General features: G+C 35.3%; 12 protein-coding genes. All 12 read left to right on the top strand.

What is annotated here, in order from left to right; genetic code table 11:
* The first annotated feature begins 804 nt into the window (after window positions 1-804).
* Window positions 805-1,842 carry a UDP-N-acetylglucosamine--undecaprenyl-phosphate N-acetylglucosaminephosphotransferase gene (gene wecA / locus ACQZQY_RS17880; RefSeq protein ID WP_431296128.1) on the top strand — a complete coding sequence of 346 codons (1,038 nt, stop codon included), beginning with the start codon at window positions 805-807 and terminating at the stop codon, window positions 1,840-1,842.
* Between the two features lie 57 nt (window positions 1,843-1,899).
* On the top strand, window positions 1,900-2,985 hold the full coding sequence (rfbB, locus tag ACQZQY_RS17875) for a dTDP-glucose 4,6-dehydratase (RefSeq protein WP_431296127.1): 1,086 nt from the start codon (window positions 1,900-1,902) through the stop codon (window positions 2,983-2,985).
* Window positions 2,985-3,884, top strand: coding sequence for a dTDP-4-dehydrorhamnose reductase (gene rfbD, locus ACQZQY_RS17870; RefSeq protein ID WP_431296126.1), 900 nt, complete (start codon window positions 2,985-2,987; stop codon window positions 3,882-3,884). The genes rfbB and rfbD overlap by 1 nt, the downstream gene beginning before the upstream one ends.
* Before the next feature lie 48 nt (window positions 3,885-3,932).
* Window positions 3,933-4,811 carry a glucose-1-phosphate thymidylyltransferase RfbA gene (gene rfbA / locus ACQZQY_RS17865; protein WP_431296125.1) on the top strand — a complete coding sequence of 293 codons (879 nt, stop codon included), beginning with the start codon at window positions 3,933-3,935 and terminating at the stop codon, window positions 4,809-4,811.
* Between the two features lie 5 nt (window positions 4,812-4,816).
* Entirely contained in the window at window positions 4,817-5,356 is a 540-nt protein-coding gene (rfbC, locus tag ACQZQY_RS17860; protein ID WP_431296124.1) for a dTDP-4-dehydrorhamnose 3,5-epimerase, read from the top strand.
* Between the two features lie 95 nt (window positions 5,357-5,451).
* Window positions 5,452-6,960 (top strand): lipopolysaccharide biosynthesis protein, encoded by a 1,509-nt coding sequence (locus tag ACQZQY_RS17855; protein ID WP_431296123.1) that lies wholly within the window; start codon window positions 5,452-5,454, stop codon window positions 6,958-6,960.
* Window position 6,961: 1 nt separating this feature from the next.
* On the top strand, window positions 6,962-7,825 hold the full coding sequence (locus tag ACQZQY_RS17850; protein WP_431296122.1) for a glycosyltransferase: 864 nt from the start codon (window positions 6,962-6,964) through the stop codon (window positions 7,823-7,825).
* Window positions 7,826-7,901: 76 nt separating this feature from the next.
* Window positions 7,902-8,873 (top strand): EpsG family protein, encoded by a 972-nt coding sequence (locus ACQZQY_RS17845; protein WP_431296121.1) that lies wholly within the window; start codon window positions 7,902-7,904, stop codon window positions 8,871-8,873.
* Window positions 8,874-8,875: 2 nt separating this feature from the next.
* Window positions 8,876-9,727 (top strand): glycosyltransferase, encoded by an 852-nt coding sequence (locus ACQZQY_RS17840; RefSeq protein ID WP_431296120.1) that lies wholly within the window; start codon window positions 8,876-8,878, stop codon window positions 9,725-9,727.
* A complete protein-coding gene (locus ACQZQY_RS17835) occupies window positions 9,724-10,464 on the top strand; it encodes a glycosyltransferase (protein WP_431296119.1) in 741 nt (246 codons plus the stop codon). Before ACQZQY_RS17840 ends, ACQZQY_RS17835 begins: the two co-directional genes overlap by 4 nt.
* A 31-nt stretch (window positions 10,465-10,495) precedes the next feature.
* Window positions 10,496-11,593: a glycosyltransferase family 4 protein gene (locus ACQZQY_RS17830; RefSeq protein ID WP_431296118.1), complete on the top strand. Its 1,098-nt coding sequence runs from the start codon at window positions 10,496-10,498 to the stop codon at window positions 11,591-11,593.
* 39 nt (window positions 11,594-11,632) lie between these two features.
* Entirely contained in the window at window positions 11,633-13,252 is a 1,620-nt protein-coding gene (locus ACQZQY_RS17825; RefSeq protein WP_431296117.1) for an LTA synthase family protein, read from the top strand.
* Window positions 13,253-13,429: the final 177 nt, after the last annotated feature.

Raw genomic sequence — 13,429 nt, 5'->3', positions numbered from 1 at the left:
GTATAAAAGACTTCTATGAAAGAGTCATTTACGTCTTTATGCCTGAAAAATAGACAAGCAGCCACTTATTTATTAATCGAAATCCTATTATAAAGTAATCATGACCGAAGCATTTATGCATCGATTACCTACAGTACGTTATCTGTACAATGTTGTTGTTTAAACAGGCATTTATTCACAAAATACGTGTGTTTAGGCTGCGTTAATCAGAGTATTGAGCTAGGCTATGTGCACAAACATAAATCAACATTAAACCGTGGCTGAAAATCATATTATGGCAACTCTGTAGATTATATATTACTGAATTAACGATGGAAAAGTAGAGTGACTGTTATTAACCGATTTGAGTTCAGCGCTAACCGGTTACGTTTTTAAACGAAATCAATGTGTTCTGAAGATTATCGCGATGTCTTTTAAGATGATTAGGTCTTGCTATCGCATACGTTTAGGATAAAAATTACCGATTAAGTCAGTCAGGGGAGGTTCCCTGGTTAGTAAGAGTGGAAGATGTTACTCTTATAAGTGTTTGATATTTAGTTTTTTATCAAGATAAGCACATTGGTAGCTTCAGAGCCAGGGGCGGTAGCGTGGATTTTTACTGTACACTGTTTGCCCGCAGTACAAATTTACTTCGTTTTTGTCTCCATTACCAAGACAGATAGGGTTGTTCAGGTCGTCAGTTTACCGGAAGTAAAATTTATTAAATGGCTAAAAAACTACGTTCATGAAGTTTCATAAGTATTTATCATATATTAAAAATATTTAGGGTGTATAAAACATTAATCTATTGAACATGGTGCGGTCATGCAAGAATATATTATAATATTTTTTAGTGCGTTAGCTTCATTATTTGTTGCCCGTAAGGTTGCCCGGCGCGTAGGATTAGTTGATAAACCTAATGCAAGGAAACATCATAACGGGCATATTCCTCTTGTGGGCGGAGTTTCAATATATATATCTATTTGGGTGTTGTTTATTTTACAACCAAATTGGTTTCCAAATTTTGAATACTACATTACTTGTGTAAGTCTTCTGTTATTTGTTGGTGTATTGGACGACAGGTTTGATTTGCCAGTTACGCCGCGAATTTTGCTCCAGGCTTTTGTCGCTATTATTATGATGTTCAGTGGATTACATCTTTCTTCTTTAGGCGATATATTCCTGGGGTATGCTGTTGGATTGGGCATACTAGGATATCTGATTACTATTTTTGCTGTTATGTGTGCAATTAATGCATTCAATATGGTGGACGGTATTGATGGACTTTTGGGGGCATTATCATGCGTAAGCTTTGCCTCTTTAGGTATCGCCTTCACTTTACATGGCAAATATGAACTTGCACAGTGGTGTATTTGTCTAACCATCGCCTGTTTCCCCTATATTCTTCTCAATCTTGGCATCCCGTGGGGACGTAAATTTAAAGTGTTCATGGGAGACGCCGGGAGTACATTAATTGGATTTACCGTAATCTGGTTAATTATTCTTGCGACGCAGGGTACAACTGCCATATTGCATCCGGTTACAGCATTATGGATTATCGCTGTTCCTTTGATGGACATGATTCGCGTTATGATTTCAAGGGTCAGACGAGGTGACAGCCCCTTCAAACCCGATCGTGAGCATTTACACCACATATTATTGAAATATGGTTTTACGCATTCAACTGCGTTAGGTGTTGTATTGGCCATAGCAATATCATTCTCTGCAGTAGGCATCTACGCTGATATGATGAATTATAACCAGCTTGGTGTTCTCATTTTGTTTATTGCTTGTTTTGGCGCTTTTGTGTTGTTTATAAATAAGCTGGCTAAGATAGGAACGCTGAAAGAAAATAATAGCTAATAGCGAAATTTCAAAGCCTAAAATTCAGATTTGATATGTATAAAGAGAGACAGTAAAATGAAGATATTAGTGACAGGCGGTGCTGGGTTCATAGGATCTGCGGTAGTTCGCCATATTATAAATAATACTCAAGATAGCGTGATTAATGTCGATAAGCTGACCTACGCAGGTAATCTTGAGTCTGTTTCCATGATCGCTCAAAATGACCGTTATGCTTTCGTCCAGGCTGATATCTGCAATAAAGAGGCAATTGATCAGATTTTTGCGGTGCACCAACCTGATGCCGTCATGCATCTGGCTGCCGAAAGTCATGTTGACCGTTCAATTACGGGGCCGGCTGAATTTATTGAAACCAATATTGTAGGGACTTATACCTTACTTGAAGCGACGCGTGCTTATTGGTCACAGCTGACGGGCAATAAAAAAGAGGCATTTCGTTTTCATCATATCTCCACCGATGAAGTTTATGGAGACTTGCCTCATCCGGATGAGTGGAATGCTGAGGAAAAACTTCCTCTGTTTACTGAAAAAACGCCTTACGCACCAAGCAGCCCTTATTCAGCATCGAAGGCATCAAGCGATCATCTGGTTCGCGCCTGGCAGCGCACTTATGGCCTCCCTTGTATTGTCACCAACTGTTCTAACAATTACGGGCCGTATCATTTCCCGGAGAAACTCATTCCTTTAGTGATCTTAAATGCATTAGAAGGAAAGAGTTTGCCGATTTACGGTAAGGGCGATCAGATTCGCGACTGGTTATATGTAGAGGATCATGCTCGCGCGCTTTATACCGTGGTCACTAACGGCGAAGTTGGCGAGACATATAATATCGGAGGACATAATGAGAAGAAAAACTTCGATGTGGTTCTGACTATTTGTGATCTGCTGGATGAACTGGTTCCTAAAGAAAAATCCTATCGCGAACAGATCACGTATGTGACTGACCGCCCGGGTCATGACCGTCGTTATGCGATTGATGCAGAGAAAATTAATCTTGCACTTGGCTGGAAACCGGTCGAAACCTTTGAAAGCGGTATCCGCAAAACTGTTCAGTGGTACTTAGATAATCAGTTGTGGGTGAACAACGTAAAAAGCGGAGCCTACAAGACCTGGGTTGAGCAGAATTATGGAGAGCGCAAATAATGAATATTCTTCTGTTCGGTAAAACGGGTCAGGTAGGTTGGGAATTACAGCGAGCACTCGCACCGTTGGGAAAGGTTATTGCGCTTGACGTACATACGCAAGAATATTGCGGAGATTTCAGTAATCCTGAAGGCGTTGCAGAAACAGTCCGCCGTATTAAACCTGATGTGATTGTCAACGCCGCTGCCCATACAGCAGTTGATAAAGCGGAATCAGAACGGGATTTCGCGCAGCTATTAAATGCAACAAGTGTTGAAGCTATTGCAAAAGAGGCTGCTGCCATTGGTGCCTGGTTAGTCCATTATTCTACAGATTATGTTTTCCCTGGTGATGGCGTAACTCCATGGTCTGAGGATGATGCAACCGGGCCGTTAAATACTTACGGTGAGACGAAACTTGCCGGAGAAGTGGCCGTGCAGAAGTATTGCCCGAAACATCTGATTTTTCGTACAAGTTGGGTGTATGCCGGTAAAGGCAACAACTTTGCTAAGACTATGCTTCGACTTGCTAAAGACAGAGAAGAACTGTCAATCATCAATGATCAGTTTGGCGCGCCTACAGGTGCAGAACTGCTTGCCGATTGTACTGCTCATGCAATCAGAACAGCGCTTAGCAAGCCTGAAGTTGCGGGTCTTTACCATCTGGTAGCTTCAGGTTCAACAACCTGGTTTGACTACGCCAATTTGGTTTTCGCTGAAGCTCAGATTAACGACTTTAAACTGGCCTTAAAGCAAACGCTACCTGTTGCCACAAGCGCGTATCCAACACCCGCACGTCGCCCAAATAACTCCAGGCTCGATAACCGTAAATTCCAGGACACCTTTAATTTAACCTTGCCATCCTGGGATATCGGCGTTAAACGCATGCTTGCAGAGTTATTCACACCTTCAGGCCTATAAACTGATTGTACTGCCTCAAGGGGCAGATTAAAAAATTGAGAGCTTAATATGACCACTCGTAAAGGAATTATTCTCGCAGGCGGATCTGGTACACGTTTATATCCTGTAACAATGGCAGTGAGTAAACAACTCTTACCTATTTATGACAAGCCTATGATTTATTACCCGATCAGCACACTCATGCTGGCGGGGATTCGGGATATATTGATTATCAGTACCCCACAGGATACACCTCGTTTTGAACAATTGCTGGAAGACGGTAGCCAGTGGGGGTTGAACCTGCAATATAAAGTTCAAGAAACCCCGGATGGTTTGGCTCAGGCTTTTGTTATTGGTGAAGAGTTTATTGGTGACGATGATTGTGCCCTCGTATTAGGAGATAACATTTTCTACGGTCATGATTTGCAGAAACAATTAGAAGCGGCTGTTGCCAAAGAATCTGGTGCAACGGTATTTGCCTATCATGTACATGATCCTGAGCGCTACGGTGTTGTAGAGTTTGATAAAGAAGGCAAAGCTATTTCTCTTGAAGAAAAACCACTCGAACCTAAAAGTAATTACGCGGTCACAGGGCTTTACTTCTATGACAATAGTGTAGTGAAAATGGCTAAAGGGTTAAAACCTTCTGCACGTGGCGAATATGAAATCACCGACATTAACAGACTTTATCTTGAGGAAGGGCGTCTCTCCGTTGCCATGATGGGACGCGGTTACGCTTGGCTGGATACGGGAACACATCAAAGTTTGATTGAAGCCAGTAATTTTATTCAAACTATCGAACTTCGTCAGGGGTTAAAAGTTGCATGCCCGGAAGAAATTGCTTTCCGTAAGGGCTTTATCGACGTAGAGCAGGTGAAGAAATTAGCTGCACCGTTGATAAAGAATGACTACGGTAAATATTTGATGAAGATGATTAAGGGCTATTAACACTGATGCAAATTATTAAAACTGAAATTCCAGATGTAATGATTTTTGAACCTAAAGTCTTTGGCGACGACCGTGGTTTCTTTTTCGAAAGCTTCAATCAGAAAGTTTTTGAAGAAGCGGTGGGACGAAAAGTCGATTTCATCCAGGATAACCACTCTAAATCTACCCAAGGTGTACTCCGGGGTCTTCATTACCAATTACCTCCTTTTGCTCAAGCGAAACTAGTACGTTGTGTTGTTGGTGAAGTTTTTGACGTCGCTGTAGATATTCGGGAAAGCTCTCCAACTTTTGGGAAGTGGGTTGGAGTACATCTTTCTGCTGAAAATAAACGTCAGCTTTGGATCCCCGAAGGTTTTGCACATGGTTTCCTTGTGCTTAGTGAAACTGCCGAGTTTGTCTACAAGACAACGAATTATTACTCACCACAGCATGATCGAAGTGTTCTTTGGTGTGACACAGAGCTTGACATAACATGGCCAGATATCAACAAAGATTACATCCTTTCTGATAAAGATCGTAATGCTCCAAAATTCAAAGAATTATGACACTTAGCTGAGTGATGTACAAAACATTACTCAGTTATCAATTTATTTTTTGCTAGCTTTGAACCGATGATGACCCTATGAGAACAAAAAGTGTAATGAAGTCATTCAAATATGGCTTTGTTTTTTCAATTATAATAATGGCTATGACATTCTGGGTTAGAAAGGTTTTTTTTGATACATTAGGTACTGAATTAACAGGATACTATCTCCTTATAAATCAAATGCTAGGTTTTTTGAATTTAGCAGAGTTGGGCTTGGGCACTGCATCAACATATTTACTATTTAAACCATTAAATGAAAAAAATAATAGAGCATTATCTACTACATTTATTGCCATAAGGAATATTTATAAAGTAATCCAAAAAGTCATAATTGTTATTGGATTGTTTCTCTGTTTATTATTGCCATTTATTGTTAAGTCAGATATTAAGATATATGATCTTTATTTGCCATGGATTTTTTTCGTATTTAGTACGGCCTTATCGTACAGTTATAGTGCCGAATCAATCTTGCTTACTGCAGACCAGAAAGTACATTTTTTAAGAATAATTAATGGTTCTGGCAGAGTTATTTGTTTTATATTACAAATCATCATTTTAAAACTCAATTTTGGTTTCATATTATTTAGTTTGCTGGAAGTGATTTCAGTTATTCTACAAATGTATTTTTTCAAAAAAATCATTAAGCAACATTATTCATTAGATTCTTGTATTGAAGTAAGTATTCACACCGGTATTAAAAGAGATATTTTTACTGAAATTAAAAAAACTTTCATCCATAAGGTTTCAGGAGTATTAATTTTCAATACTGATTATATTATCATCTCAATATTCTTGGGATTAGCTACAGTAACATCTTACTCTTCGTATATCATGCTAGCGCAGGCAATGTCATTTTTAATAACTACCCTAAGTGTGCCTCTTAACTCTGCATTGGGAAATTATCTACATGACAAAGGAAGCGAGGCTACTTATCAGAAATTCTTGCAAATTGACTCTATTTTTATGTGCGGTGGAACAATCTTTGCCTTTTGTTACTTCATCGTGTCTAGTAGTTTAATAAGTTTATGGCTAGGGGAGGGAGTAGTATTACCGGGAATGACTGTTGCATTGTTAGCATTTAACGGTTTCTGCTTAATAGCGAGGACCTCAGTAGATATTTTTAAAGTAGCATATGGGTACATGTCTGATACTCATCTTCCAATTTTAGAAGGTTGTCTTAACCTCATTTTTTCCTTAGTCTTAGTGCATTTTTTTGGGATCAATGGCGTTATCATCGGTACAATAATATCTAATGTGTGCATTATAATGGTTGCTAGGCCCTACTATTTATACAGGGAAGCTTTTAATAAATCTTTATCTGATTTTATAAAGCATCACTTATTGGTTTGGTCGCTGTCATTCATAACAATGATTACTTTTTATTATATTTTCATCTATAAATTGGATATTTCTGAAAAGTTTCATGCGCTAGGTATATTCAATTTTATCATCAACTGTACTATTTTAGGATTTATAACATCTATCATTTCTGGTTGTATTTTCATCTTTGGTAGTAAATCACTACGAGATTTTTTGAAACATCAGATTTTTAACAGGACTTGAAATGAAACAACTAACCCCTATTATTATTATGACCAGGAATGAAAATGGATTTTTAAAAAAATGCATTGAGTCGATACTACGAACTACATTTTGTCCTTTTCATATATATATAATTGATAATAACTCAGATGAAAAAGAACAAATTGAAATTCTAAATGAGTATTCTACGCATGAGAAAGTATCTGTGTTGAAGAATAAAAATAACCTTTGGGTGTTGGGGCTAAATAAACATTTAGATGTAATAAGGAAAACGATTAATTCAGAGTTTTTCATTTTAACTGATGGTGATATAGAGTTTAAAAATAATAATGATAAAGTCTGTTGGTTGTCGGAACTGATAGAGTATATGGAACAATACAAGTGCATTGGCAAAATAGGTATTTCACTTGATTGGAATTTGATTTCAGATGATCCATTTTATAAAGAGATCTATGAGCAAGAAACTAAGTTATATGATAAAAACTCGAAAATAGGACCTCTTTTTATTTCACCAGTTGATACAACAGCGGCAATTTATCGCTGGGATTGGTCTATTACAGGATATAAATTTTATCCAGATCATATAAGATATCTGCGTCCCGAGTTGTATTCATGTAGAACACCAAGGTTCTTTACTGTTGACCATCATGGATGGATAAATTATAAACTAGAACCGCAACAATCAAATTTAGAAGATAAAATTAAATGTTTCACGCTTATGGGGGCCGATATTAAGAAAACACAGTTAAAGAATATCAATTACAAAATTATTCTTTTCAATAAGTTTTTAGCTAGGCCAATCAAGGTTTTTTGGGGAATGCGGCGACGTTTTTATTTATTCAAATACATCCTCTGTAAAGGAATGCGAAAGTTTGATAATCACTAGTAGGCAATAAATGCTAATATATCTTATATTATTATCAGTGCTAATTCTAAGTTGTTGTTTTGAAAATAACAAAAAAATGTTTTATTTCTCTATATTTATTCTTTTCTTTGTCGCAGTGTTGAGAGGAGATGAAGTTGATCGGGACTATAAAACATATATAAGTATTTATGAATATTTAGTTAATGGCGATTCATACACCATCGAGCCAACTTTTATTTTATTTACGTATTTATCACACGCTTTAACAAGTTCTCCTGTATTAATATTTATAATATATGCCGCATTGGCTCTGTATTATAAGGCTAAATACATAAGATACTTCTCTCCGTATATATGCTTATCACTATTACTTTATTATTCTAATTTTTATTTTGTTCATGAATTGACGCAAATAAGAATAGGCGTTGCTAGTGCTATTGGTTTTTTTGCCCTTAAATATCTAGTTGAAGAAAGAAAAAGCAAATTCATTACTTATGTACTGATTGGCATGCTTTTTCATTTTTCATTAGTGGTATTATTAATTTCTTTATTATTTGATAGGCAAAAAATTAGCAGTAATTTTATTTTGTCATCGATTGTTATAACTGGTGCTAGTTATGGTTTGATATTTTTGAACATCAGCCCATTAAATTTACTGGAATATATGCCTATTTCGGTAATTCAAGAAAAGTTGAACATTTATAAATATCAAACAGCGAACGGAATGGTTGAAGCAGTTAATGTATTATCTGCACTGCAATTAATTAGAATAGGGGCTATTATACTGATTTTCTGTAATGCTAAAAAGTTCGAAAACAATACTTCAATTATTGTGTTATGTAAGCTATATACATTGTCTCCGATTTGCTTAGCCCTACTTTCTTCACTTCCTGCATTTGCTATCCGTATTAGTGAGCTCTTCTCTGTAGCTGACATTGTTGTTTTACCAATATTAGCAAGCTATTGTAAGCAAAAAAACATCGTTAGATTTTTATTGGTTCTACTATCAGTGCTTGTGTTACTGATGAATTTATATCATAACGAAATAGTCAATGGTTACCATATTTAATTATGAAAAAACAAATATTACCTATAGTTGTATTATATAAGAAAGAGCTCTCTGATGCAGAAAGCATCAATACTTTACTTGATAGTGATATTGATAATAGTATTTCAGATATATTTGTTTATGATAACACTCCAGAAAATTTTATAAAAAATAATATAGTGTGTGAAGTATATAGGAATAGAAATGTAATATATTATCATGATATTAAAAACTCTGGGGTTAGCACTGCTTATAATTCGGGAATGAAAAAGGCAAATGAATTAAATTATAAATATGTATTACTATTAGATCAAGACACTGTTTTCCCTTCTGATGCCCTTAAATTTTATCAACAGTCAATTGAAGATCAGCCAGGAATTAATCTTCATGTTCCCAGATTATTAACTAAGAAGGGGGAGTTTTGTTCTCCACTGCGATATGCTTTTCATCGAGGTTTTGTTACTAATGAATTGAGTTCCGGTATTTATTCATTAAATACGTACTCACCAATTAACAGTGGGATGTTGCTAGATGTAAATACGGCAATTTTAGCGGGCGGTTATAATAATAAAGTCTATTTAGACTTTAGTGATTTTCAATTCATCGAACGCTTGAAAAATATATCTAGCAGTTTTTATCTAATGCCCCTAACTTTAGAACAAGACTTATCAAATGATGATGAAAATTATAATAACCTCCTAAACAGATATGCAATATATTGTGAATGCGCAAGGTTCTGTGAAAAAAACAATATTTATGATGAACTTATCTACTTCATGATGGTTTTGATTAGAGGGATAAAATTGGTTCAAAGAACTAAAATGTTGAAATTTATATCCATTTTTTACAATAATTATGTACGAGGAAAAAAATGATTTCGGTTTGTATACCTACATATAATGGTGAAAAATATATAAAAGAACAACTAGCGAGTATCTTGTCTCAACTTTCACTTCAAGATGAAATCATCATTTCAGACAATTACTCGACGGATAATACTCTTTCTGTAATCCGTGATATAAATGATCCACGGATTAAAGTATTTCTTTTCAAACCTGATGAGAAATTGCAATTAAAAATTAATACACTTGCAAAAGTTTCACTGAATGTTCAAAATGCATTATCTAAAGCAAATGGTGATTATATATACCTTTCTGATCAAGACGATATTTGGCTTGATGGAAGAGTAAGTGAAACTTTGCAATTATTAAAAAACGATAAGCCCTCAGTTGTAGTTTGCAACTGTAAAGTAATCGATGAGAATAACGATACTTTAATTGAATCTTACTTTTCTTATATCAAACCTAGCTCAAGTGTTTTTAGGAGTTTTCATAAGAGTTCATTCCATGGCTGCTGCATGGCATTTAATAAGAATGTAATTCTAAAAGCATCCCCATTTCCAAAATACGCCATTGGCCATGACCTTTGGTTAGGTATTGTAGGCTCTCATTATGGTAGTGTATATTTTGTTGAAAAACCGCTTGTTTTATACAGGCGCCATAGGTCAACAGTAACAACTACTGGTTTCGAAAGCAGCAGAACTTTGTACGACAAAGTTAAATATAGATTTCTAATTATACTTTCCATATTTAAAGGTATTATTTTGAAATAAAGGCTTGGGTACGATATAAAGGTCATATCTTGTGAAAATTGCACATGTTCAAGTTATTCCAAAATTGTCAGGTGTTCAACAAATTACGTTGGATATACTTTCAGGTTTAAGTAGTACAGAAGGTCCGATTGAAAAGATAGTAATTTGTGGTGATTTGATTGACAATGACTTTGTTGAAATATTTAAGAAGCAGAATATTTCAGTCATACCAATCAATTCCATGAAAAGAAGTATTGGCTTTCATGATATTAAGTGTTTTTTCGAATTATATAAATTATTTAAGAATAACTCTTATGATATTGTTCATACAAATTCGACAAAGCCAGGGATTATCGCGAGAATTGCGGCCAGATGCGCTGGTGTAAAAAAAATTGTCCATACAGTTCATGGCATAGCCTTCCACGCACATACAAACATTGTCATCAGATCCATTTATTATATATTAGAAAATATAGCTACTCTATTTGGTGATGTAAATATAACGGTGAACAAAAATTACACAAAATACTATCCTTTTGTAAAAAGTAAAGTTATCTATAATGGAGTTGATTTTAGTAATCTAAACCCTATAAATAAAACAAATAATAAAGGGATTCATTTCTCATTTCTTGGGCGGTTAGATGAACAAAAGAATCCTTTGGAATTTATAGAGGCTGCTAATATTGTATTAAAAGAATATAGAGGCGATCTAAGGCTCAGATTCAGCCTGGCGGGTGATGGCGAATTACGTCAAGATTGTCAGTCGATGATAGAAAAACTCGGTCTGACAGATAATTTGAAAATGCTAGGTTGGATAACTAATAAAGACGATTTTTTTAATGACGTGGATGTACTTTGCCAGCCATCAAAGTGGGAAGCATTTGGCCTTGTATTCGTTGAAGCAGCATATTTTTCGATACCTTCAATAGCAACTAAAGTTGAAGGTATACCTGAAGTTGTTTTAGATGGGCAAACAGGTTTTCTATATAGTAAAGGTGCAGAGCAATTGGCTGAATGTATGTTCAAGTACATTGAATCACCCGATATGTTGGCTATAACTGGGAATAATGCCAAAGAGTATGTGACAAAGAAATTTAATATAGAAACGATGATTAAAAAATATTCACAAGTTTATTTTGATAAGTTTTGAATTTTTAGTATTATGATATTAATCCGAGTGAGATTAGTTATGAATAGCTTTGGAAAAAAGTATTTAAGAAACATAGTATCTTTACTTTCGGTTTTATTGTTGACATTATTAATTCTATTTTACAAATCATTTGGAATTTACAGGTCTATACTAATTGGGGCAGAGATAGTTACCTTTTTCCTTTCGATTTCTTTTATATCTAACCAATTCCTCCGAGCTTTTGTATGGACAGCATACTGTTTAATTATCGCTGCACAAATGAGTTCAATCATAAATACTGGTGGATATATAATCCCACTGACTCTGTCTAATTTATCTGAGTTTAAAGCTGTAGGTCATGAGGTATTAACACAAGTATTATTTATCCTCCTGCTATATGTATTAGCATCCATCCCTTTTTATTTTGTGAAAAGAACATCTGCATTTAAATTGTCTTTATTGTCTTTTGTTATATTTATTTTTATGGCTGGCGCGTTACATCAGTTGTTTAACACAGCTCATGAATACTATAAGCAAGTCACCTACAAGCCAAACTATAACTATCCTGAAGTTGCAAAAAAGTTTCTGAAATTTAATGTTTATAATGAAAGTGATATGTCGTTGTACTTTCCAAATGGAAAGCCAAAAAATATTATTGTGATTTTCACGGAAGGTATGTCATCTAAAGTTATAGATCTTGAGAATAATCTAGGGCTTAAGATAACACCAAATATGGATTCCCTTTATAATGAAGGAATCGTTTTTGAGAATTACTTTAATCATACTGCAGCTACGTTTCGTGGTTTACGAGGCCAACTTAGCTCCGCTTATCAATACAGGGATGGTGTTGATAGCAAAGGGGAAGGTTTCTTTCAGATTAATAGTGAAAAAGTTTCAGATACTTATAATCACCGCTTAATATCCTTACCCGAGATTCTCAATGACAATGGCTTTAATACCTATTTTATTGCGAGCACTGAGAATCATAGTAATTTAAATACATTGTTGCGCTCTATGCCATTTAAAAAAGTTTATGGCATGGAAGATTTTGATTGGCATATTAATGATAGAATGTCTGATAAAAAAATATTTTCAGCTTTGAGAACGTTGGTGGCAGAGCAAACGAGCAAACCTTTCTTTATTGGAATGTATCCATCTGGCACACATCATGGAATGGATAGCCCAGATCAAAAATATCATAACGGTAGCAACTCTTTTTACAACAAATTCTATAACTATGATTTTCAATTAGGCGATTTCATTACATGGTTTAAGAAAAGTCATTTCTATGACAATACGCTTTTGATAATAACAGCAGATCACTCTACCTTTCCAGTGCCTGAATTCAAACAAAGCTTTAATACTTCCTCAGATTACTTTGTCGATACGATCCCTCTCATCATGATTGGAGCGGGAATAAAGCCAATGAAATTGGATGCGAAAGGCAATAATAGTTTATCTATAGCCCCTACAATTCTGCAAATACTTAATATCGATAACGCACCAAATTATTTTTTAGGTTGTTCACTTTTTGACTTAAAATGCACGAGTAAATTCTCCCATATTTCTGTAATTGGTGATTCATATTATCGCATCAATCTAAAGACGGATGCTAATTACAGCGCTGAGCAAATAGACAGCGTCCCTGAGGTTGTCGATTTTTACAATGTTAGCGGTTAATTAAATTTAGAAAACTATCTTAGTTATATGCTCTATTCTTGGTTAATTGTTATATGGCTTAAATTTATACATTAAACGTATCTATCGCATCAATCGCTATCTCAGTAATCAGAAGCTGAGTTAACATGGTTACTACACTTGTGCTGTGGGGAGAGTCCTCACAGGTGTCACTTTCAG

The sequence above is a fragment of the Rahnella sp. PAMC25559 genome, assembly GCF_050632365.1.
GTDB classification, from domain to species: domain Bacteria; phylum Pseudomonadota; class Gammaproteobacteria; order Enterobacterales; family Enterobacteriaceae; genus Rahnella; species Rahnella rivi.
This window is presented reverse-complemented; position numbering and strand designations above follow the sequence as displayed.